The 20,383-nt window shown below is 73.1% G+C and carries 18 protein-coding genes; 14 read left to right on the top strand and 4 right to left on the bottom strand.

From position 1 onward, the window contains the following. Positions 1-3 precede the first annotated feature (3 nt). Positions 4-1,791: a malto-oligosyltrehalose trehalohydrolase gene (treZ, locus tag AC1DXT_RS13565; protein WP_477061832.1), complete on the top strand. Its 1,788-nt coding sequence runs from the start codon at positions 4-6 to the stop codon at positions 1,789-1,791. On the opposite strand, the gene zapE is transcribed toward treZ, so the two are convergent. Beyond that, positions 1,788-2,822, bottom strand: coding sequence for a cell division protein ZapE (zapE, locus tag AC1DXT_RS13560; RefSeq protein ID WP_477061831.1), 1,035 nt, complete (start codon positions 2,820-2,822; stop codon positions 1,788-1,790). The two genes, treZ and zapE, sit on opposite strands and share 4 nt — an antisense overlap. Positions 2,823-3,173: 351 nt before the next feature. Between zapE and AC1DXT_RS13555 the strand changes: the two genes are divergently transcribed. From AC1DXT_RS13555 to AC1DXT_RS13520, 8 genes are read left to right on the top strand one after another with little or no spacing between them, the layout of a single operon-like run. Continuing rightward, complete coding sequence (locus AC1DXT_RS13555) at positions 3,174-4,832, top strand: nitrite/sulfite reductase (RefSeq protein ID WP_477061830.1); 1,659 nt, start codon at positions 3,174-3,176, stop codon at positions 4,830-4,832. Further along, positions 4,829-4,987: a hypothetical protein gene (locus AC1DXT_RS13550; RefSeq protein WP_477061829.1), complete on the top strand. Its 159-nt coding sequence runs from the start codon at positions 4,829-4,831 to the stop codon at positions 4,985-4,987. The genes AC1DXT_RS13555 and AC1DXT_RS13550 overlap by 4 nt, the downstream gene beginning before the upstream one ends. After that, a complete protein-coding gene (locus AC1DXT_RS13545) occupies positions 4,984-5,676 on the top strand; it encodes a phosphoadenylyl-sulfate reductase (protein WP_477061828.1) in 693 nt (230 codons plus the stop codon). Before AC1DXT_RS13550 ends, AC1DXT_RS13545 begins: the two co-directional genes overlap by 4 nt. After that, positions 5,673-6,575, top strand: coding sequence for a sulfate adenylyltransferase subunit CysD (gene cysD, locus AC1DXT_RS13540; protein ID WP_477061827.1), 903 nt, complete (start codon positions 5,673-5,675; stop codon positions 6,573-6,575). The genes AC1DXT_RS13545 and cysD overlap by 4 nt, the downstream gene beginning before the upstream one ends. After that, a complete protein-coding gene (locus tag AC1DXT_RS13535; protein WP_477061826.1) occupies positions 6,575-8,017 on the top strand; it encodes a sulfate adenylyltransferase subunit 1 in 1,443 nt (480 codons plus the stop codon). Before cysD ends, AC1DXT_RS13535 begins: the two co-directional genes overlap by 1 nt. Continuing rightward, entirely contained in the window at positions 8,014-9,210 is a 1,197-nt protein-coding gene (gene cobA, locus AC1DXT_RS13530; RefSeq protein ID WP_477061825.1) for a uroporphyrinogen-III C-methyltransferase, read from the top strand. The genes AC1DXT_RS13535 and cobA overlap by 4 nt, the downstream gene beginning before the upstream one ends. A gap of 10 nt (positions 9,211-9,220) precedes the next feature. Continuing rightward, a complete protein-coding gene (locus AC1DXT_RS13525; protein ID WP_477061824.1) occupies positions 9,221-10,015 on the top strand; it encodes a dihydrofolate reductase family protein in 795 nt (264 codons plus the stop codon). Further along, entirely contained in the window at positions 10,012-10,497 is a 486-nt protein-coding gene (locus tag AC1DXT_RS13520; protein ID WP_477061823.1) for a hypothetical protein, read from the top strand. Before AC1DXT_RS13525 ends, AC1DXT_RS13520 begins: the two co-directional genes overlap by 4 nt. Before the next feature lie 55 nt (positions 10,498-10,552). Here the strand turns inward: AC1DXT_RS13520 and AC1DXT_RS13515 are convergent, their stop codons facing one another. Both AC1DXT_RS13515 and gndA read right to left on the bottom strand, forming a co-directional pair. Then, positions 10,553-11,785 carry a carboxylate--amine ligase gene (locus AC1DXT_RS13515; RefSeq protein ID WP_477061822.1) on the bottom strand — a complete coding sequence of 411 codons (1,233 nt, stop codon included), beginning with the start codon at positions 11,783-11,785 and terminating at the stop codon, positions 10,553-10,555. Then, positions 11,782-13,236 (bottom strand): NADP-dependent phosphogluconate dehydrogenase, encoded by a 1,455-nt coding sequence (gndA, locus tag AC1DXT_RS13510; RefSeq protein ID WP_477061821.1) that lies wholly within the window; start codon positions 13,234-13,236, stop codon positions 11,782-11,784. Before gndA ends, AC1DXT_RS13515 begins: the two co-directional genes overlap by 4 nt. Before the next feature lie 240 nt (positions 13,237-13,476). Between gndA and AC1DXT_RS13505 the strand changes: the two genes are divergently transcribed. From AC1DXT_RS13505 to AC1DXT_RS13485, 5 genes are all read left to right on the top strand, one after another. Then, positions 13,477-14,061, top strand: coding sequence for a DUF3000 domain-containing protein (locus AC1DXT_RS13505; RefSeq protein WP_056092118.1), 585 nt, complete (start codon positions 13,477-13,479; stop codon positions 14,059-14,061). A gap of 71 nt (positions 14,062-14,132) precedes the next feature. Further along, positions 14,133-14,651: a helix-turn-helix transcriptional regulator gene (locus AC1DXT_RS13500; protein WP_477061820.1), complete on the top strand. Its 519-nt coding sequence runs from the start codon at positions 14,133-14,135 to the stop codon at positions 14,649-14,651. Between the two features lie 92 nt (positions 14,652-14,743). Then, entirely contained in the window at positions 14,744-16,039 is a 1,296-nt protein-coding gene (locus AC1DXT_RS13495) for an HRDC domain-containing protein (protein ID WP_477061819.1), read from the top strand. Between the two features lie 121 nt (positions 16,040-16,160). Next, positions 16,161-17,405, top strand: a complete 1,245-nt coding sequence (locus tag AC1DXT_RS13490) for a thiolase family protein (protein ID WP_477061818.1) — start codon at positions 16,161-16,163, stop codon at positions 17,403-17,405. Further along, the gene (locus tag AC1DXT_RS13485) at positions 17,402-19,516 is read left to right on the top strand and encodes a 3-hydroxyacyl-CoA dehydrogenase NAD-binding domain-containing protein (RefSeq protein WP_477061817.1); all 2,115 of its coding nucleotides are present in this window, start codon (positions 17,402-17,404) and stop codon (positions 19,514-19,516) included. Before AC1DXT_RS13490 ends, AC1DXT_RS13485 begins: the two co-directional genes overlap by 4 nt. On the opposite strand, the gene pflA is transcribed toward AC1DXT_RS13485, so the two are convergent. Beyond that, positions 19,513-20,376: a pyruvate formate-lyase-activating protein gene (pflA, locus tag AC1DXT_RS13480; protein ID WP_477061816.1), complete on the bottom strand. Its 864-nt coding sequence runs from the start codon at positions 20,374-20,376 to the stop codon at positions 19,513-19,515. The two genes, AC1DXT_RS13485 and pflA, sit on opposite strands and share 4 nt — an antisense overlap. Positions 20,377-20,383: the final 7 nt, after the last annotated feature.

The following is a 20,383-nucleotide window of genomic DNA, read 5'->3' as shown; positions in this document are numbered from 1 at the left end:
CCGGTGCGGGCTCGGGTCTGGGCACCGTCGGCGTCGCGCGTCGACCTCGTCGTGGGTGCGTCGCGCACGCCGCTCTCCGCGGAGGACGGCTGGTGGTCCGACGACAACGACCTGCCGCACGGCACCGACTACGCGTTCTCGGTGGACGGCGGCGATCCCCGCCCCGACCCGCGCAGCGCCTGGCAGCCGTCCGGGGTGCACGGACCCAGCCGGGTGTTCGACGCGTCCGCCTTCCGGTGGACCGACGACGGGTGGGCGGGCGTCGACGCCCTCGGGCACGTGACGTACGAGCTGCACGTCGGCACGTTCAGCGCCGAGGGCACGTTGGGCTCCGCGATCGACCACCTCGACGAGCTGGTCTCGTTGGGTGTCGACCTGGTCGAGCTGATGCCGGTCGCACCGTTCAGCGGTGTCCGGGGGTGGGGCTACGACGGCGTCGGCACGTTCGCGGTGCACGAGCCGTACGGCGGCCCCGCGGCGCTCCAGGCCTTCGTCGACGCCGCGCACGCGCGTGGCCTGGGCGTCTGCCTGGACGTCGTGCACAACCACATGGGCCCGTCCGGCAACTACCTGGGCGACTTCGGTCCGTACTTCACCGACGCGCACCAGACCCCGTGGGGCTCCGCGATCAACCTGGATGGGCCCGGGTCCCCCGAGGTCCGCCGCTGGGTGTGCGACAGCGCGCTGCGCTGGTTCCGCGACTTCCACGTCGACGCCCTGCGCCTGGACGCCGTCCACGCACTCATCGACTTCTCGGACCGGCACCTGCTGGCCCAGCTGTCCGACGAGGTGGCCTCGCTGTCGATCGAGCTGGGCAGACCGCTCTCCCTGATCGCCGAGTCCGACCTCAACGACCCCGTCTCGGTCACCCCGACCACCGACGGCGGCTGGGGCATGACCGCGCAGTGGGACGACGACGTGCACCACGCGATCCACGCCTTGGTCACGGGCGAACGGCACGGCTACTACGGCGACTTCGGCTCCCCCGAGGTGCTGCACAAGGTCATGACCGGCGTGTTCCTGCACGACGGCGGGCTCTCCACGTTCCGCGGCCGCGACTGGGGCCGACCCGTCCCGCCCGGCACCGACGGCCACCGGTTCGTCGTCGCAGCGTCGACCCACGACCAGGTGGGCAACCGCGCCCTCGGCGACCGCCCGTCCGCCCGCCTCGACCCCGGCCGCCTCGCTGTGGAGGCTGCCCTGGTCCTGCTGTCCCCGTTCAGCCCGATGCTGTTCATGGGCGAGGAGTGGGGCACCCGCACCCCGTGGCAGTTCTTCACCGACCACCCCGAGCCGGAGCTTGCCGCCGCTGTGCGTGACGGCCGCCGGCGCGAGTTCGGTGGCCACGGGTGGGACGTTCTGTACGGCGGCGACATCGAGGTGCCCGACCCGCAGGCGCCGGACACGGTCCGCGGCAGCGTCCTCACGCGCGACGAGCTCGACGACCCGGCGCACCCCGAGCACCGCCGACTGCTGGACTGGTACCGGACGCTGATCTCCGTGCGGCGGACCGTCCCCGACCTGGCGGCCGGCGACCTCGCGGCGACCGACCTGGTCTGGGGCGGAGCGACCGAGGGCGGACCGCAGGACGTCCCGTGGGACGGCTGGATGGTGCTGCACCGCGGCTCGGCGCGCGTGGTGATCAACCTGTCCGGCGAGGAGGTCGCGATCCCCGTGCACGCCGACGGCCCTGTCGACGTGGCGGCGGCGTGGGACCCGGCGACGGTGGAACCGACGCCGGGAGGGGCGCTCGTGCTCACCCGTCCGCGGTCCGTCGTCGTCCTCGCCTAACCGACGAGCGCGGCACCGTCTGCGGCGAGCGAGCCGAGGCGCGAGAGCGCGCGGTAGTACTTCTTGCGGTAGCCGCCGGCGAGCATGTCGGCGGAGAACAGATCGCTCTCCCCCGCGCCGCCCAGCAGCACGGGCACGTCCCGGTCGTACAGCCGGTCCACGAGCACGACCAGCCGCAGCGCCACGTCCTGCGTCGGCACGGCGTGGACTCCCGTGAGCGCCACGAGCCCGACACCGTCCAGCAGGGCGCCGTACCGGCTCGGGTGCACGGTCGCCAGGTGCGCCAGCAGGTCGCCGAAGTCGTCCAGCGTCGCGTCCTCCCGGCCGGCCGCCGCGGCCCGCACCGCGTCGTCCGACAGCCCCTCGGCGTCCGTGACCACCGCGCGGTGCCGGTAGTCGACCCCGTCGATGCGCAGGACCTCGAACCGGTTGGCGAGCGCCTGGATCTCCCGCAGGAAGTCGTCGGCGGCGAACCGGCCCTCTCCGAGCGATCCGGGCAGGGTGTTCGACGTGGCGGCGAGGGCGACCCCGCGGTCGGCGAGCTCGCGCAGCAGGCGGGACATGAGGACGGTGTCGCCGGGGTCGTCGAGCTCGAACTCGTCGATGCAGACGAGTCGGCGCGTGGCCAGCGCCTCGACGGTGGGCAGGAAGCCGAGCGCGCCGACGAGGTTGGTGTACTCGACGAACGTGCCGTAGGCGGCGTCCTCGACCCCCACGGCGTGCGCGAGCGAGGCGATCAGGTGGGTCTTGCCGACGCCGAAGCCGCCGTCGAGGTAGATCGCGACCGGTGTCGGCCTCGCGCGCTTCAGCCACGAGCGGGACGGCCCCCGCTGGATCTCCTCCGCGGCGGCGGAGAGCCGTTCCACGGCCGCGCGCTGCGACGGGTGCGCGGGGTCGGGGCGGTAGGTGGCGAAGGACTCGTCGGCGAAGTGGCGCGGCGGGACGAGCTCGGCCAACAGACGGTCCGGCGGGACGACAGGCCGGCGCTCGGTCAGGCTGGGGGCGCCGCTCAGGGTGTCCGGGGAGGTCACGATCGAGCAGCCTACGTCGCGGTCGCGACGGCCTCGAATCGCTACCGGATTGGTCTGCTTATCGCGTTCTGGACGCGCGTCCCACATTTCGGCCGCACAATCTCATGATCCGGACGCCCTCTCCCGCGTTCCCCATGCGCGTGACAACCTCGTCGGGTGATCGCCCCCGGGTTCCGCCTCTCGTGTCGGTGCATGTGCACCGCCGCCGCGGACCTGTGCGTGTGCTGCTGTCCGCGGAGCAACTGACCCCGCCCCTCGTCCCCCTCGGGCGCGCGGTCTGCGTCCGGAGTACCGCTTCCCCGAGCGGTGGGTGCAGGCGCACGTCCACGTTCTCCCGGAGATATCGCCCCTATGGCGCACACCAGGATCGCACCGCCCGCAGCTCGCCCCGAGGGCCAGTGGGCGTTCGACCAGCGCGAACCCCTCAACGGGAACGAGCAGTTCAAGCAGGACGACGACGGCCTGAACGTCCGCCACCGGATCGAGACGGTCTACTCGCGCGAGGGCTTCGCGAGCATCGCGCCGGAGGATCTGCGCGGGCGGATGCGCTGGTGGGGGCTCTACACGCAGCGCAAGCCCGGCATCGACGGCGGCAAGACGGCCACCCTCGAGCCGCACGAGCTCGACGACGAGTACTTCATGCTCCGGGTCCGCTGCGACGGCGGCGCCCTGAGCCTCGAGCAGCTGCGGGTCATCTCCGAGGTCTCGGTCGAGTTCGGCCGGGGCACCGCGGACATCACCGACCGGCAGAACATCCAGCTGCACTGGATCCGCGTCGAGGACGTCCCGGAGATCTGGCGTCGGCTCGAGGCCACCGGCCTGAGCACGCAGGAGGCGTGCGGCGACACGCCCCGCGTCATCCTCGGCTCCCCCGTCGCCGGGGTCGCGGCCGACGAGATCATCGACGGCACGCCGGCCATCCGCGAGATCGCGGAGCGGTACATCGGCGACCCGGCGTTCTCCAACCTGCCGCGCAAGTTCAAGACCGCGATCAGCGGCTCTCCGCACCATGACGTCGCGCACGAGATCAACGACGTCGCGTTCGTCGGAGTGGTGCACCCCGAGCTCGGTCCGGGCTTCGACGTGTGGGTCGGCGGCGCCCTGTCCACCAACCCCAAGCTCGGCGTCCGGCTCGGCGCGTTCGTCACCCTCGACCAGATCCCCGAGGTCTGGACGGGCGTCGTGGGGATCTTCCGCGACTACGGCTACCGGCGGCTGCGCACGCGCGCACGCCTGAAGTTCCTCGTCGCCGACTGGGGCGCCGAGCTGTTCCGGCAGGTGCTGGAGGCCGAGTACCTGGGCTGGACCCTGACCGACGGCCCCGCTCCTCCCCCGCCGCCCACCGGCCGCCGCGACCACGTCGGCGTGCACCCGCAGAAGGACGGCAACTTCTACGTCGGCGTCGCACCGACCGTCGGACGCATCTCCGGCGAGCTGCTCGGGCAGGTCGCCGACCTGGTCGAGGTGGCCGGCTCCGCCCGGATCCGCCTGACCGTCGAGCAGAAGCTCGTCATCCTCGACGTCTCGCCGGACAAGGTCGACGCCCTGGTCGACGGGCTGGAGGCCGCCGGGCTGCACGTCCGGACGGCGAGCACGTTCCGCCGCGGCACCATGGCCTGCACCGGCATCGAGTTCTGCAAGCTGGCCATCGTCGAGACCAAGGCGCGCGCGACGCACCTGATCGGCGAGCTGGAGAACCGGCTGCCCACGTTCGACCAGCCGATCACCATCAACCTCAACGGCTGCCCCAACTCGTGCGCCCGGATCCAGACCGCCGACATCGGACTCAAGGGCGCGCTGGCGAACGGAGAGGACGGCTACCAGGTCCACCTCGGCGGCGGGCTCGGGCTGACCAGCGGGCTGGGCAAGACGCTGCGCGGTCTGCGCGTGCCGGCCGAGGAGCTGCCGGACTACATCGAGCGCGTCACGCGCAAGTTCGACGAGCAGCGCACCGAGGGCGAGCTGTTCGCGCAGTGGGCACACCGGGCGGACGAGGAGGACCTGCGATGAGCACCAGCAGCTCCGAGCGAGCGGTCCCGTACTACTGCCCGTTCTGCGCGAGCGAGGACCTGTGGCCCGCCGGCGACAAGCACGGCGAGTGGGAGTGCCGCTCCTGCACGCGCGCGTTCGGGCTGCGGTTCGTCGGGCTGGTGGCGCGCTCATGACCACGACCACGGACCTGCAGGAGCTCGCGGAGCAGGCCGGCCGCGACCTGGAGGGTGCGCACCCCGCCGAGATCCTGCGGTGGGCGGCGCAGACGTTCGGCACCGACCTGGTGCTGGCGTCCTCCATGGGCGACGAGGTGCTCGTGCACCTGGCCGCCGAGGCTGTACCCGGCATCGACGTGATCTTCCTCGACACCGGCTACCACTTTGCCGAGACCCTCGGCACGCGCGACTACTACGCCGACTTCACGAACATCGCGCTCCGCACGATCCTGCCGCTGCGCACCGTCTCCGAGCAGGACGCCGAGCACGGCGCGAAGCTGCACGATCGCGACCCGAACCTCTGCTGCGCCCTGCGCAAGGTCGAGCCGCTCGAGCGCGGCCTGGAGCCGTACACCGTGTGGATCACCGGCATGCGCCGCGAGGACGCCCCGACCCGCACCGACATCACGGTCGTGGGCTGGGACGCCAAGCGCGGCAAGGTCAAGCTCAACCCCCTGGCCGCGTGGACGCAGGACGACGTGGACGCGTACGTCGAGGAGCACCACGTGGTGCTCAACCCGCTGCGCCAGGCGGGCTACGCCTCGATCGGCTGCGCCCCCTGCACGCGAGCGGTCGCGCCCGGTGAGGACCCCCGCGCGGGTCGCTGGTCCGGTACCTCCAAGATCGAATGCGGGTTGCACACATGACGACGACCACCCTGACGCAGCTCGACGCCTTGGAGTCCGAGGCCGTCCACGTCATGCGCGAGGTGGCCGGCGAGTTCGAGCGCCCGGTCCTGCTGTTCAGCGGCGGCAAGGACTCGATCGTCATGCTGCACCTGGCACGCAAGGCGTTCTGGCCGGCTCCCGTGCCGTTCGCGCTCATGCACGTGGACACCGGGCACAACTTCCCCGAGGTCATCGAGTACCGCGACCGCGTCGTGGCCGAGCACGGGCTGCGGCTCGTGGTGGCCAGCGTGCAGGACGCCATCGACGACGGCCGCGTGAGCGAGCGGGCCGACGGCTCGCGCAACGCGCTGCAGACCGTGCCGCTGCTCGACGGGATCACCGCGCACAGGTTCGACGCGGTGTTCGGCGGCGGGCGTCGCGACGAGGAGAAGGCCCGCGCCAAGGAGCGGATGTTCTCGCTGCGCGACGAGTTCGGTCAGTGGGACCCGCGGCGGCAGCGCCCCGAGCTGTGGGACCTCTACAACGGCCGGCACAAGCCCGGTGAGCACGTGCGCGTCTTCCCGCTGTCCAACTGGACCGAGCTGGACGTGTGGCGCTACATCGAGCGCGAGCAGATCGAGCTCCCGGCCATCTACTACTCGCACCAGCGCGAGGTCTTCCTGCGCGACGGCATGTGGCTGGCGCCCGGCGGGTGGGGCGGCCCGCGCACCGGCGAGACGCTCGAGGTGCGCACCGTCCGGTACCGCACGGTCGGGGACATGAGCTGCACCGGCGCCGTGGAGTCGACCGCGTCGACCGTTCCCGAGGTCATCGTCGAGGTGGGCGCCAGCCGCCTCACCGAGCGGGGCGCCACGCGCGCCGACGACCGCGCCTCGGAGGCCGCCATGGAGGACCGCAAGCGCGAGGGCTACTTCTGATGGGCGCCGCCTCCAGCACTGCTTCAGCGACGATCGAGGAGACCTCCACGGTGACCGAGCACGCGACGCGGGACCTCCTGCGCCTGGCCACGGCCGGTTCCGTCGACGACGGCAAGAGCACCCTGATCGGCCGCCTGCTGTACGACACCAAGTCGGTGCTCGCCGACCAGCTCAGCGCGGTCGAGGCCGCCACGCTGGCCCGCGGGGGCGGCGACGTCGACCTGGCGCTGCTCACCGACGGCCTGCGCGCCGAGCGCGAGCAGGGCATCACCATCGATGTGGCCTACCGGTACTTCTCGACGGCCACCCGGGCGTTCGTGCTGGCCGACACCCCGGGGCACGTGCAGTACACGCGCAACATGGTGACCGGTGCGTCCACGGCCGAGCTGGCGATCGTGCTGGTCGACGCGCGCAAGGGCGTGCTCGAGCAGACCCGCCGGCACGCGACCATCACGGCCCTCCTGCGGGTGCCGCACGTGGTGCTCGCCGTGAACAAGATGGACCTGGTCGACTTCGACGAGGCCACGTTCCGCGCCATCGCCGACGAGTTCACCGCCTACGCGGTCAGCCTCGGCATCCCGGACGTCACCGCGGTGCCGCTCTCGGCGCTCGCCGGCGACAACGTGGTCGACAGGTCGACGCGGACGCCCTGGTACGACGGGCCGACCCTGCTGGAGCACCTCGAGTCCGTCGAGGTGGGCCGCGACGCCCTGTCGGAGCCGTTCCGGTTCCCCGTGCAGGTGGTCATCCGGCCGCGCACCGCCGAGCACCCCGACTACCGCGGCTACGCGGGCCGGGTGGCGTCCGGGGTGGTGTCCGTCGGCGACGAGGTGACGGTCCTGCCGTCGGGCAAGCGGAGCACGGTCGTCGGCATCGACACCTTCGACGGCACGCTCACCGAGGCGCACGCGCCGCAGTCCGTCACGCTCCGGCTGGCCGACGACGTGGACGTGGCTCGCGGCGACGTCCTCGTGCCCACGGCCGCCGCGGTCACCGTCGGGTCCGACCTGGAGGGCACGGTCTGCTGGCTGGCCGAGAAGCGCAGCGTCCTGGGCGCCCGCCTCCTGGTCCGCGTCGGCACCCGCACGGTCCGGGCGCTGCTGCGCGAGGTGAACGCCCGCCTCGACGTCGACACGCTCACCGTCGAGGCCTGGGACGGCGTCGACACCCTGCACGCGGTCGACGCCACCGACACCTCCTCGGACATCCCGCCGCGCGCGCTGACGCTCAACGCGATCGGCCGGGTCAAGATCCGGCTGGCGGAGCCGATCGTGCTCGACGAGTACGCCACGCACCGACGCACGGGCGGGTTCCTGCTGGTCGACCCCGCGGACGGCACCACGCTGGCCGCGGGCATGATCGGCGCCACGCTGCTCGACCGCCTCGCGCCGACCTCGGCCGCCCAGGACGACGACGACTGGTTTGCGGGGGCGGGCATATGAGCACGCCCCGGCACCCGCTCCTGCTCGACGTCGCCGGCCGGCGCGTCGTCGTCGTCGGCGGGGGCCCTGTCGCGGCCCGGCGGGCGGCGCGGCTGGTGGAGGACGGCGCGGACGTCGTCATCGTCGCGCCGGCACTGTGCGAGGACCTCGCGGAGCACGCCGCCGCGGGCCGCATCACCTGGCGGGCACGCGAGTACCTGGCCACCGACCTCGAGGACGCCTGGCTGGTGCACACCGCGACCGGAGACCGTGCGGTCGACGACGCGGTGGCGGCGGACGCCGAGGCGTCGCGGCTCTGGTGCGTCCGGGCGGATGACGCGAGCGCGTCGAGCGCCTGGACCCCGGCGGTCGCGCGGTCCGGTGACGTCACCGTCGCCGTCGGCACCGGCGGAGACCCGCGCCGGGCCGTCGCGCTCCGGAACGCGATCTCGCTCCTGCTCGACACCGGCGCCCTCCCCCTGCGCCACCACCGCCCGACGACCGGCCGCGTGACCCTCGTCGGCGGCGGCCCCGGCGGCCCCGGCCTCATCACCACCCGGGGACGCCGCGCGCTGGCCGAGGCCGACGTCGTGGTCGTCGACCGCCTGGCCCCGCGCGCGCTGCTGGCCGAGCTGGACCCGGCGGTCGAGATCATCGAGGCCGGCAAGTCACCGCACGCGCACACCCTGACGCAGACCGAGATCAACGCGGTCCTGGTCGAGCGCGCCCAGGCCGGCCACCGCGTCGTGCGGCTCAAGGGCGGCGACTCGTTCGTGCTCGGGCGTGGCGGCGAGGAGGTGCTGGCCTGCCTCTCCGCAGGCGTTCCCGTCGAGGTCGTCCCGGGCGTGACCAGCGCGCTCGCCGTGCCGGCAGCCGCCGGGATCCCCGTCACGCACCGCGGGATGGCCCGCCAGGTCACCATCCTGTCCGCGCACGACACGGCCCCCGACTGGGCCACGCTGGCGCGCCTGGACGGCACGCTCGTCCTGCTCATGGGCGTCGCACAGCTGCCGTCGCACACGCGCGCCCTCCTCGCGCACGGCAAGGACCCGGGCACCCCGGTCGCGATCATCGAGAACGGCACCCTGCCCGCGCAGCGCACCACGGTCGGGACGCTGGCCGACATCGCGGACCGGGCCCGGGAGCGTGGCGTCGGCAACCCGGCCGTCGTCGTCATCGGGGACGTCGCGGCGCTGGCGGACGTCCTGGCCTAGGTTGGCGAACGTGGCCGACCTCCCCGCGCTCGACGTCCTGCTGCCGCTCGACGCCCCCGTGCGCCACCTGGCGCCGCGCAGCGACGAGGCCGAGCTGGTCGCCATGTTCGCGGACGGAGCGACCACCGGGGTGCACGTCCGCGCCAACATGGTGAGCACCGTCGACGGCGCGGCCACCGGTGCCGACCGCGTCAGCGGCTCGATCAACGGCCCCGCCGACTTCCGCGTGTTCCGGGTGCTGCGCGCTCTGGCGGACGTCGTCCTGGTCGGTGCGGGCACCGCCCGTGCGGAGCGCTACCCGCCGCTGGACGTGCCCCCGGAGCTGCGGGCCGCCCGCGCCGCGCTCGGCCGGCCGGACGCCCTCGAGCTCGCGATCGTCACGGCCAGCGGCGAGCTCCCCGACTCGCTGCTCGACACCGACCGGCCCCCGCTCGTGCTCACCACCGGTTCGGCACCGTCGCTGGACGACCTGCGCACGCGGATCGGGGCCGACCGGGTGATCGTCGCGGACGGTGGTGTGCCCGGCGCCGTCGACCCGCGCGCCGTCGTCGCCGCCCTGAGCCGGCGCGGGCTGACGAACATCCTGGCCGAGGGCGGCCCGACGCTCCTGGCCCAGCTGGTGGACGCGGACCTCGTCGACGAGCTCTGCCTCACCTGGAGCCCGCAGCTGGTCGGTGGCCCGGCGGGACGCGTGACGCACCTGCCCACGTGGTTCGAGCCGGCACGCGCGCTGACCCTCCAGCACCTGCTGCACGCGGACGGCGTGCTGCTGGGTCGCTGGCAGGTGGCTAGGCTCGGCGCGTGACCGACACGATCATCGTCCTCACGGAGGACACCCTGGCCAGCGCCGACGTCGAGCAGCTGCTCGCCCTGCACGAGGGCGAGACGTACGCGTACCGCGTCCTCGTCCCGGCGGACACGAACCGGCCGCTCGTCTCGACCATCATCGACAACCTCAGCCTCGGCGAGCTCAAGGAGGCTTGGAACCGCGCGCTCGGCAAGGAGCCGTCCCGCCACGAGGCCAAGGCGACCGCGGACGAGCAGCTGGCCGGGAGCATCGCGGCGTTCACCGCCGCCGGCCGGGAGGCGACCGGCTCCGTGGTCGACGACGACCCGCTGCCCGCCCTCAAGGCCGCTGTCGCGGACGGTGACGTGGTCGAGGTCGCGGTCGTGACCTACCCGCACGCCGTCGAGGACACGTTCCACCGCGACTGGGCGTCCCGCGCGCGTGAGGAGCTCCAGGTCCCCGTGCTGCACCTGTACGCCGGCACCAGCGAGCTCGGCTGACCCACGACGCACCAAGAGGCCGGCACCCCGCGGGGTGCCGGCCTCTCGCACGTGCTCAGAACCCGGTCGAGGTGAGCTCCGGGTAGTACCGGCGGAACTTGCGGACCTGGTTGACCAGCGCCATCCACACGTAGAGGCGCCGGCGCGGCGACAGGTCCCCGCGGTACTGCAGCGGCCGGGCGACCGCCTTCGCCGCGATCAGTCGGCGCACCCGTGCCGCCAGCTCGGGATCGCGCACGTAGCGCAGCAGGAGCCGGTTCGGGACGACCGAGTAGAGGATCTCCTTGTCGACCACCACCGGAGGCACCGAGCGCCCCTCGACCGCGTCCTCGACCACGAACCGCATCGGATTGGCCCCCGCAGCGGTCACGTAGTAGTTGTTCCGGCCGATCCGCGGGTTGACCTCGAAGAACCGGAACGCTCCCGTGCGCGGATCCACCTTGACGTCGAAGTTGGCGAACCCGCGGTACCCGGTGGATGTCAGGAACGTGCGCGCCTGGTCGAGCATCGCGTCGTCGCGGGACGTGATCATGGCCGCGGGATTGCCCAGGCCGGACGGCGTGTGCTCCTCGAGCAGCACGTGCGCCGAGCACAGCAGGGTGATCTCGCCGTGGGTGTCCACGTACGCGGTGATCGAGCGCATCTGCGTGTCGTCGCCGGGCACCAGCTCCTGCACGACGAACCGGCCGCGGAAGCCCGCACCGCGCAGCGCACCCCAGAGCCACGTGAGCTCGTCGGCCGTGGCGATCTCGAAGACCTTCTTCTTGCCCTCGAACTCGACATCCTGGTAGTCCGCGCTGCTGGCCGCCTTCGCGATCAGCGGGTACTCCAGGTCGACGGGGACGGCTTCCCAGGGCTCCGAGCCGAAGTCCTGCACGATCGTCCGCGGCACCGAGATGCCGAGGTCGTCGCAGATCTCCGCGAACGTGGCCTTGTCGGAGATCCGGTCGAGCAGGTGCTCGGACAGGAACGGGACCACGTAGTACTGCTCGAGCAGCGCGCGGTGCTGGACGACCACCCGGACCAGCCAGTCCGAGTTGGCCATGAGCAGCAGCCTGCTGTCGGGCATGGCCTTCGCCACCTCGACGAGCCGGTCCACCAGCTGGCGCGGGTCGTGACCGTCGGCGACGATCTCGTGCCGGACGATGCGCGAGTGCGCGACCGGCCCGAGCGCCGCGCCGGCCACGACCACCGACGTGACGCCGTAGGCCTCGTGGAACGACCGAGCCAGGGCGTACACGCCGATGTCGGCGCCGAGGATGACGGGCTGCAGCGGCGCCCCGCTCACGCGGTCTGCTCGGTACGGTCGCCGGACCACTCGGTGTGGAACGTGCCGTCCTTGTCGGTGCGCTTGTAGGTGTGCGCGCCGAAGAAGTCGCGCTGCGCCTGGATCAGCGCCGCGGGCAGCCGCTGCGCGCGCACCCCGTCGTAGTAGGACAGCGAGGACGAGAACGCCGGCGTCGGCACCCCGTGCAGTGCGGCACCCGCCACGATGCGGCGCCAGGCGGCCACGCCGTTGCCGACCGCGCCGGTGAAGTACTCGTCCGCCAGCAGCAGCGGCAGGTTCTCGTCGCGCTCGTACGCCTCGGTGATCCGGTTGAGGAACCGGGCGCGGATGATGCAGCCGCCGCGCCAGATCCGGGCCATGGCCCCGCGGTCGATGTCCCAGCCGAACTCGGCGCTCGCTGCGGCGATCTGGTCGAACCCCTGCGAGTACGCGACGACCTTGGAGGCGTACAGGGCCAGGCGGACGTCCTCGATGAACGCGTCCCGGTCGGTGACGTCCCACGCGGTCGTGTGCGCCTGCAGGACCCCGACCGCGGCGGAGCGCTGCGGCACGGAGCCGGACAGCGCGCGGGCGAACGTGGCCTCGGCGATCCCGGTGATCGGCACCCCCAGGTCCAGACCGTTCTGCACCGTCCAGCGGCCGGTGCCCTTCTGCTCCGCCTGGTCGAGCACGATGTCGACGAACGCCGACCCCGTCTCGGCGTCCACGTGCTGCAGGACGTCCGCGGTGATCTCGATCAGGAACGACTCCAGGTCCCCGGTGTTCCACTCGGCGAAGATCTGCCCGATCTCCGCGGCCGAGGCACCCAGCCCCTGGCGCAGGAGGTCGTAGGCCTCGGCGATCAGCTGCATGTCGGCGTACTCGATGCCGTTGTGCACCATCTTCACGAAGTGCCCGGCGCCGTCCGGACCGACGTAGGTGCAGCACGGCACGCCGTCGACCTTGGCGGAGATCTTCTCCAGGATCGGGCCGAGCGACTCGTACGACTCCTTGGTGCCCCCAGGCATGATCGACGGGCCGAGCAGCGCGCCCTCCTCGCCGCCCGAGACGCCGGACCCGACGAAGTGCAGGCCCTTCTCGCGCAGCGCGGCCTCGCGGCGGATCGTGTCCGGGAAGTGCGCGTTGCCGGCGTCGACGACGATGTCGCCCTCCTCCAGGAACGGCACGAGCTCGTCGATGACCGCGTCCGTGGGGCCGCCGGCCTTGACCATCACGACGACCTTGCGCGGCCGGGCCAGCGACGCGACGAAGTCCTCGACCGACTCGGACGGCACGAACGCGCCCTCGTCGCCGTGGTCCGCCACCAGCGAGGCGGTCTTCGCGTACGAGCGGTTGTGGATCGCCACCGTGTAGCCGTTGCGCGCGAAGTTCCGGGCCAGGTTGCGGCCCATCACCGCCAACCCGGTGACGCCGATCTGCGCGGTTCCGGTGGCGGTTCCTGAGGCGACCATGCGGGGCGTGCTCCTTCGATCGACGGCCGGCACGGGCCGCGTCCGCGACGGCGGCGAGCAGGTGCGGGGCACGTGCAGGCGCAGGTCGGGTGCGGCGACGTCCGGGGGTGCTGGGTGCGCGAGCCAGCCTAGTCCGGCATGCCCGGGTCGGGATCGGCATGCCGGACACCGAGACGGCCGCCCGACGGCGGCGGCGTGCCGGACACCCGTTCGGGTCACGTCGCCCGTACGCTCCACCACGTGACACCCGCTGGTCCGGAGGACGTCCCCGTCGAGTTCGTCAGCGCGCTGCGTTCGTTGCGCCGGGTGACCGTCCGCCCCGAGGTGATCCTCGACGAGGTGCCCGGCCCGGCGCGCATCGCGCCCTTCTCCGCGGCACTCACCGCCGAGGTGCGCACCGCTCGCCGGTCCGTCGCCGCCTCCGAGCTGGCGTCGGGGCGTTTCGTGGTCCTGTACGACCCCGCCGGCCAGGAGGCGTGGGACGGGCACTTCCGCCTCGTCACGCTGGTGCGGGCGACGCTCGAGGCCGAGGTCGGCGCCGACCCGATGCTCGCCGAGGTGGCGTGGACCTGGTTCACGGACGCGCTCGAGGAGTCCGGTCTCGACGCGCACGCCGCCGGAGGCACGGTGACTCGGGTGCTGTCACAGAGCTTCGGCGCACTGGAGCGCCGGTCCGAGCAGACCGAGCTGGAGATCCGCGCCTCGTGGACCGCCGCCGACGAGGATCTCGGCCCACACCTGCAGGCCTGGGGCACCCTCCTGTGCACCGCGGCCGGCCTCGAACCCCTGCCCGACGGCGTCGTCGCCTTCGGGCCGAGGCGCTGAACACGAGCCCGGGGGGGCACGCGCAACGCAACCGGCTCAAGTCGCCAGGTCATGGTGCCGATGACTCGCCTGTGACCATCGAGCCTCTCCGACGCGACCTGGCCCCGGTGCGACGTCCGGAGCTGCGGCCCGGCGTGCCCGGTTCCCGCACGGTGCCGCCCACCTCCACCCAGCAGATGTGCGTCGTGGTCACCGAGGTGGCCGACGGCGACGCCGCACCCCTCGTGCGCAACCTCCGCCGCCGAGGAGCTCCGCGGGTCGTGGTGCTCACCCGCCGCGCCAGCCGTCCCGAGCTGGGCATCCTGCTGCAGGGCGGCCTGCGCGGGGTCGTCGCCGGTGCCACGGCGCCGAGCCTGCCGCGTTCAGCGGCCGTCACGGCGCCGCCCCCGCCGCTGCCCGACCTGACCGCCCGTGAGGTCAGCGTGCTCAAGCTCGTCGCGGACGGCCGCACCAACCGCCTCATCGGCGAGGACCTCGGCCTCTCGGCACTCACCGTGAAGAGCCACCTGGCCCGCATCTCCCGCAAGCTGGGCACGGGTGACCGCGCCGAGCTGGTCGCCATCTCCATCCGCGGCGGCGTGCTGTCCTGACCTGCGCGTGTACGGATGCCGCACCCGCGGTCGTACGCGCCGCCCGCGCGGCCTGCGCAGATGCGTCCCCGTCGTCGCTTACCGTTGACCCCATGCGACCTGAGGCGATCCCCGGCGCCCCTGCTGGGGCATCCGAGCCTCCGGAGAACCCTGACGACTCCCCCACGGTGGAACCCGGTCCCGAGATCGTCATGCTCACCGAGCCCGCCGAGGGCATCCCGCCCGTCGTCGAGACGCCCGAGGCCCTGGCGGCCGTCGTCGCCGCGTTCGGGGCCGGTACAGGGCCCGTGGCTGTGGACGCGGAACGTGCGTCGGGCTACCGCTACGGTCAGCGCACCTACCTGGTCCAGCTCCGGCGCGAAGGCGCCGGCACCGCCCTGATCGACCCGATCGCGGTGCCCGACCTATCCTCGCTCTCGGACGCCCTGGTGGGTGTCGAGTGGGTCCTGCACGCCGCCTCGCAGGACCTTCCTGGTCTCGCTGAGCAGGGCCTGCGACCGAGCCGCGTGTTCGACACCGAGCTCGGGGCCCGCCTGCTCGGACTCGACCGGGTCGGGCTGGCCGCGGTCGTGGCGGACGCCCTCGGCCTGGGCCTGGCCAAGGAGCACTCGGCGGTCGACTGGTCCACCCGGCCGCTGCCGGCCGAGTGGCTGCGCTATGCCGCGCTCGACGTCGAGGTACTCGTCGAGCTCCGCGAGGTGCTGGCCGAGCGCCTGGCCGTGGCGGGCAAGGCCGAGTGGGCTGCCCAGGAGTTCGAGGCCGTCCGCACCGCGCCCCTGCCGGCGCCCCGGGTCGAGCCGTGGCGGCGGGTCTCGGGCCTCCACGCCATCCGCGACGCCCGCAGGCTCGCCGTCGTCCGTGAGCTGTGGCTCACGCGCGACCAGAACGCCCGCACCCGCGACATCTCTCCCGGCCGGGTCCTGCCCGACCACGCGATCGTCGCGGCGGCGCAGGCGCTGCCCGGCTCTGTCGCCGCACTCACGGCGCTCCCGGCGTTCGCGGGCAAGGGCACCCGCCGACGCGCGGTCCTGTGGCAGCAGGCCATCGATCGCGGCCTCGCGACTCCCGAGGCAGACCTCCCGTCGGTGCGCGGTCCGAAGAGCGACGCGCCGCCGCCGCCCCGAGCCTGGGCCGAGAAGGACCCCCAGGCGGCCGCACGCCTGGTCGCCGCTCGTGACGTGGTCGCGAAGCTCTCGACGACCCACGAGGTGCCGGCGGAGAACCTGCTCCAGCCCGACCTGCTGCGCCGGCTGTGCTGGACGCCTCCCGCGCGTCTCGATGCTGACTCGATCGCCGGATTCCTGCAGGCGGGCGGTGCGCGGCCGTGGCAGATCGGCCTCGTCGCGGACCTGCTGGCCGAGGCGTTCGCGACCCTCCCCCAGGACTAACGTCCCTGTTACTCTTCAGTAACTTATGGCTGGCCACGCCCGGGACACCCGGGTAGCGTCGGCCGTCACGGGCCCGCTCTCGCGTGCTCGTCGGACACCGCCGTCCCGCCCTGGAGGCTCGATGCCCACCACATCTCCGCGACCCGCAGCCCTCGTCCGCCGCGTCGTGTTCGTCGACGGGGTCCGCACCCCGTTCGGCCGCGCGCGCAAGGACGGTCTGTACGCCCACACCCGCGCCGACGACCTCTCGGTCAAGACCGTCCGCGAGCTGCTCCGGCGCCACCCGCAGCTCCCGCCCGAGCGCATCGACGAGGTCGCCATCGCCGCGACCACCCAGCAGGGCGACCAGGGCCTGACGCTCGGTCGCACCGTCGGCGTGCTGGCCGGGCTCCCCCGGTCCGTCCCCGGCTACGCGATCGACCGCATGTGCGCCGGCGCGATGACCGCGGTGACCAACACCGCGGCGGCCATCGGGTTCGGTGCGCAGGACGTCGCCCTGGCCGGCGGCGTCGAGCACATGGGCCACCACCCGATGGGCTTCGACGCGGACCCGAACCCGCGGTTCCTGTCGGAGCGGCTGGTCGCCAACGACGCCCTGAACATGGGCGTCACCGCCGAGAACCTGCACGACAAGTTCCCGGCCCTGACGCGCGAGCGGGCCGACGCGTTCGGCGTCGCCAGCCAGGACAAGTACGCCGCGGCGCTCGCCGCCGGCAAGATCGACCCCGACCTGGTCCCCGTCGCGCTGCGCGACCCGGAGAACGGCTGGGGCCTGGCCACCGCCGACGAGCCGCCGCGCCCGGGCACCACGGTCGAGGCGATCCTGACGCTGCCCACGCCGTTCCGCGCGGGTGGCCGGGTCACCGCCGGGACCGCCGCACCCCTCACCGACGGCGCCGCGTCCTGCCTGCTCGCCGCCGAGGAGACCGCCGCCGAGCTGGGTCTGCCCACGCGCATGCGGATGGTGTCCTTCGCGTACGCCGGGGTCGAGCCCGAGATCATGGGTATCGGCCCGGTGCCGGCCACCGTCAAGGCCCTCGACCGTGCCGGCCTGTCCATCGAGGACATCGGCCTGTTCGAGATCAACGAGGCCTTCGCCGTGCAGGTGCTCTCGTTCCTCGACGCGTTCGGCATCGCCGACGACGACCCCCGCGTCAACCAGTACGGCGGCGCGATCGCGGTCGGCCACCCGCTGGCGTCGTCGGGCGTGCGCCTGATGACCCAGCTGGCCCGCCAGTTCGAGGAGAACCCGGACGTCCGCTACGGCCTGACCACGATGTGCGTCGGCCTGGGCCAGGGCGGCACCGTCATCTGGGAGAACCCGCACCACGCCGACTACGACGCACTCGAGGGGGCCACCAAGTGAGCACCGAGACCACCGCGCGCCCCGAGCGCGTCTCCCACGCGCTCGCCCGCGACGTCGCGCTGCCCGGCGGCGCCGGCACGCTGGCGCTCGTCACCATCGACAACGGCCTCGACCACACCAAGCCGACGACTCTCGGCCCGCTCGGCATGGCCGAGCTGACGGAGACCCTCACGGCTCAGCAGGCGCGTGCCGCGGCGGGCGAGATCGTCGCCGTCGCCGTCACCGGGAAGCCGTACTACCTGGCAGCCGGCGCTGACCTCACCCAGATCGGCTCCGTGCCCGGCCGCGAGGGCGCGCTGCAGCTCGGCCAGAACGGGCACCGCGCGTACGAGCTGCTGCACACCATGGGCGTGCCCACCTTCGCGTTCGTCAACGGTGTCGCCCTGGGCGGCGGCATGGAGCTGGCGCTCAACTGCGACTACCGCACGGTGGCGTCCGACGTCCGCGCCCTCGCGCTGCCCGAGACCGGCCTGGGCCTGGTGCCCGGCTGGGGCGGCGCGTACATCGTGCCCCGGCTGATCGGGGTGGAGAAGGCGCTCGACGTCATCCTCACCCGGCCTGCGGCCAACAAGCCGTTCGCTGCGGTCGAGGCGACGACGCTCGGTCTGATGGACGTCGTGCTGGACCCGGCGGACTTCCTCGAGGAGTCCATCCGCTGGGCCGCCCGCGTGGTGACCGGCGAGGTCGTCGTCGAGCGTCGCGAGCTCGACTCCGCCGAGGTGTGGGACAGCGTCGTCGCGGCCGCCCGCCAGCGCCTCGACGCGGTCATCAACCGCTCGCGTCCGGCCCCGTACCGGGCGCTCGACCTCGTGGCTGCCGCCCGCACGGCCACCCGCGAGGAGGCGTTCGTTGCCGAGGACGAGGCGCTCGCCGACCTGATCATGAGCGACGAGATGCGCGCGTCGGTGTACGCGTTCGGGCTCGTGTCCGGTGGCAAGAAGCCCGTCGGCGCCCCCGACCGCTCGCTCGCGCAGCCGGTCACCCGCGTCGGCATCGTCGGTGCCGGGCTCATGGCCGCGCAGATCGCGATGCTGTTCGCGCAGCGCCTCGGCGTCCCGGTCGTCATGCGGGACCTGGACCAGGAGCGGGTCGACAAGGGCCTGGCCGCCGTGAGGTCGTCCGTGGACCGCCTCACGTCGACCGGTCGGATGAGCGAGTCGGCCGCCAGCAGGCTGCTCGGCTCGATCCAGGGCACGACCGACCTCGCCGAGTTCGCGTCGTGCGACCTCGTCATCGAGGCCGTCACCGAGATCCTCGACCTGAAGAAGCGGGTGTTCGCCGAGCTGGAGACCGTCATCTCCCCGACGACCATCCTGGCGACGAACACCTCGGCGCTGTCCGTCTCCGCGATGGCGGCCGACCTGCAGCACCCCGAGCGCGTCGTCGGGCTGCACTTCTTCAACCCCGTGGCCGCGATGCCGCTGGTGGAGGTCGTGCAGGCCGAGCACACGTCGCTCGAGGCGCTCGCCACCGGGTTCGCGGTGGCGGCCAAGCTGCGCAAGACGGCCGTCCTCGTGGCGGACCGTCCCGGCTTCGTCGTCAACCGGCTGCTGGTCCTGCTGCTCGGCGTGATCGTCGACGCCGTCGAGAAGGGCACGCCGGTCGAGGTCGCGGACCGCGCGCTGCGGCCGCTCGGCCTGCCCATGCCGCCGTTCGAGCTGTTCGACCTGGTCGGACCGGCCGTCGGCCTGCACGTCCTGACCTCGCTGCGCGAGGAGCTGGGCGACCGGTTCCCCCGCTCCCCCGGCCTCGAGAAGCTCGTCGCCGAGGGCACCACGGTCGTGCTGCCGGCGAGGGCCAAGGGGCTGCCGAAGCCGGTCGACCCCGCCATCCAGGCGGTCTTCGACAGCTCGCGCGAGACGACCGGCACCCCGCTCGACGAGGCGGGCGTGCTGGACAGCGTCCTCACCGCCCTCACCGTCGAGGTCGGGCACATGCTGGAGGAGGGCGTCGTCGCCACCCCGCAGCAGATCGACCTCTGCATGATCCTGGGTGCCGGCTGGGGCTTCCACCTCGGTGGGCTCACGCCGTACCTGGACCGCACCGGCTACTCCGAGCGCGTCCTGGGCCGGCGGATCCTCCCCGACGGCGTCGCGAACGTGCCCGCCTAGTAGACGCTCAGCCCTCGGTCCCGGAACGTCGCGCGCACGCGCTCGACGAGCTCCGGGGCCGGGGGCTGCGTCTCGGCCAGCTCATAGCGCATCCCCAGCTCGTCCCACTTGTCGCGGCCCATCTGGTGGAAGGGCAGCACCTCGACGCGCTCGACGACGGAGCCGAGCTTCACGACGTGGTCGGCCACGGCCTCGACGTTCTCCGGGGCGTCGGTCAGCCCGGGGACGAGCACGAACCGCACCCAGGTGCGCTTGCCCGCGGCCCGCAGCCGCGCACCGAAGTCCAGCGTGGGCTGCAGCGCGCGCCCGGTCGCCTTGCGGTACGTGTCCGGCAGGCCGGACTTGATGTCGAGGAGCACCAGGTCGATGTCCTCGAGCATCGCGTCCGTGCACTGGCTGCCCAGGAACCCGGACGTGTCGACCGTGGTGTGCACGTCCATCGCCTTGGCACCGCGCAGCAATCTGGCCAGGAACGCCGGCTGCATCAGGGGCTCACCGCCCGAGATCGTCAGCCCGCCACCCGTCGCCTTGAACACCGGGCGGTAGCGGGCGACCCGCGCGAGGATCTCGTCGGCCGTCACGTCCGTGCCGCGACGCATCTGCATGGTGTCGGGGTTGTGGCAGTACAGGCACTGCAGCGGGCAGCCGGCCAGGAAGACGGTCAGGCGCGTGCCCGGCCCGTCCACCGCCGTGACCAGCTCCCAGGAGTGGACCGAGCCGACCGCGCCCGACCTGACCGCCGCCATCTTGGCCGCGTGGTCCAGCTCGATCGAGGAGAGCCCCGCCGTCCCGGACCGCGCCCGGGGCAGACCCAGGTGCACGGCCGGCCACGGCGCCGCATCGTGCACCTGGGTGGTCATGACCTCG

Source organism: Cellulomonas sp. P1_G12_2 (assembly GCF_056405535.1).
This window is presented reverse-complemented; position numbering and strand designations above follow the sequence as displayed.

Bases quoted from the DNA above. Each gene is read 5' to 3' on its own strand.
- AC1DXT_RS13555 (WP_477061830.1), top strand. From the start codon at position 3,174: ATGGCGCACACCAGGATCGCACCGCCCGCAGCTCGCCCCGAGGGCCAG.
- AC1DXT_RS13550 (WP_477061829.1), top strand. From the start codon at position 4,829: ATGAGCACCAGCAGCTCCGAGCGAGCGGTCCCGTACTACTGCCCGTTC.
- AC1DXT_RS13545 (WP_477061828.1), top strand. From the start codon at position 4,984: ATGACCACGACCACGGACCTGCAGGAGCTCGCGGAGCAGGCCGGCCGC.
- cysD (WP_477061827.1), top strand. From the start codon at position 5,673: ATGACGACGACCACCCTGACGCAGCTCGACGCCTTGGAGTCCGAGGCC.
- AC1DXT_RS13535 (WP_477061826.1), top strand. From the start codon at position 6,575: ATGGGCGCCGCCTCCAGCACTGCTTCAGCGACGATCGAGGAGACCTCC.
- cobA (WP_477061825.1), top strand. From the start codon at position 8,014: ATGAGCACGCCCCGGCACCCGCTCCTGCTCGACGTCGCCGGCCGGCGC.
- gndA (WP_477061821.1), bottom strand. From the start codon at position 13,236: ATGGTCGCCTCAGGAACCGCCACCGGAACCGCGCAGATCGGCGTCACC.
- AC1DXT_RS13495 (WP_477061819.1), top strand. From the start codon at position 14,744: ATGCGACCTGAGGCGATCCCCGGCGCCCCTGCTGGGGCATCCGAGCCT.
- AC1DXT_RS13490 (WP_477061818.1), top strand. From the start codon at position 16,161: ATGCCCACCACATCTCCGCGACCCGCAGCCCTCGTCCGCCGCGTCGTG.
- pflA (WP_477061816.1), bottom strand. From the start codon at position 20,376: ATGACCACCCAGGTGCACGATGCGGCGCCGTGGCCGGCCGTGCACCTG.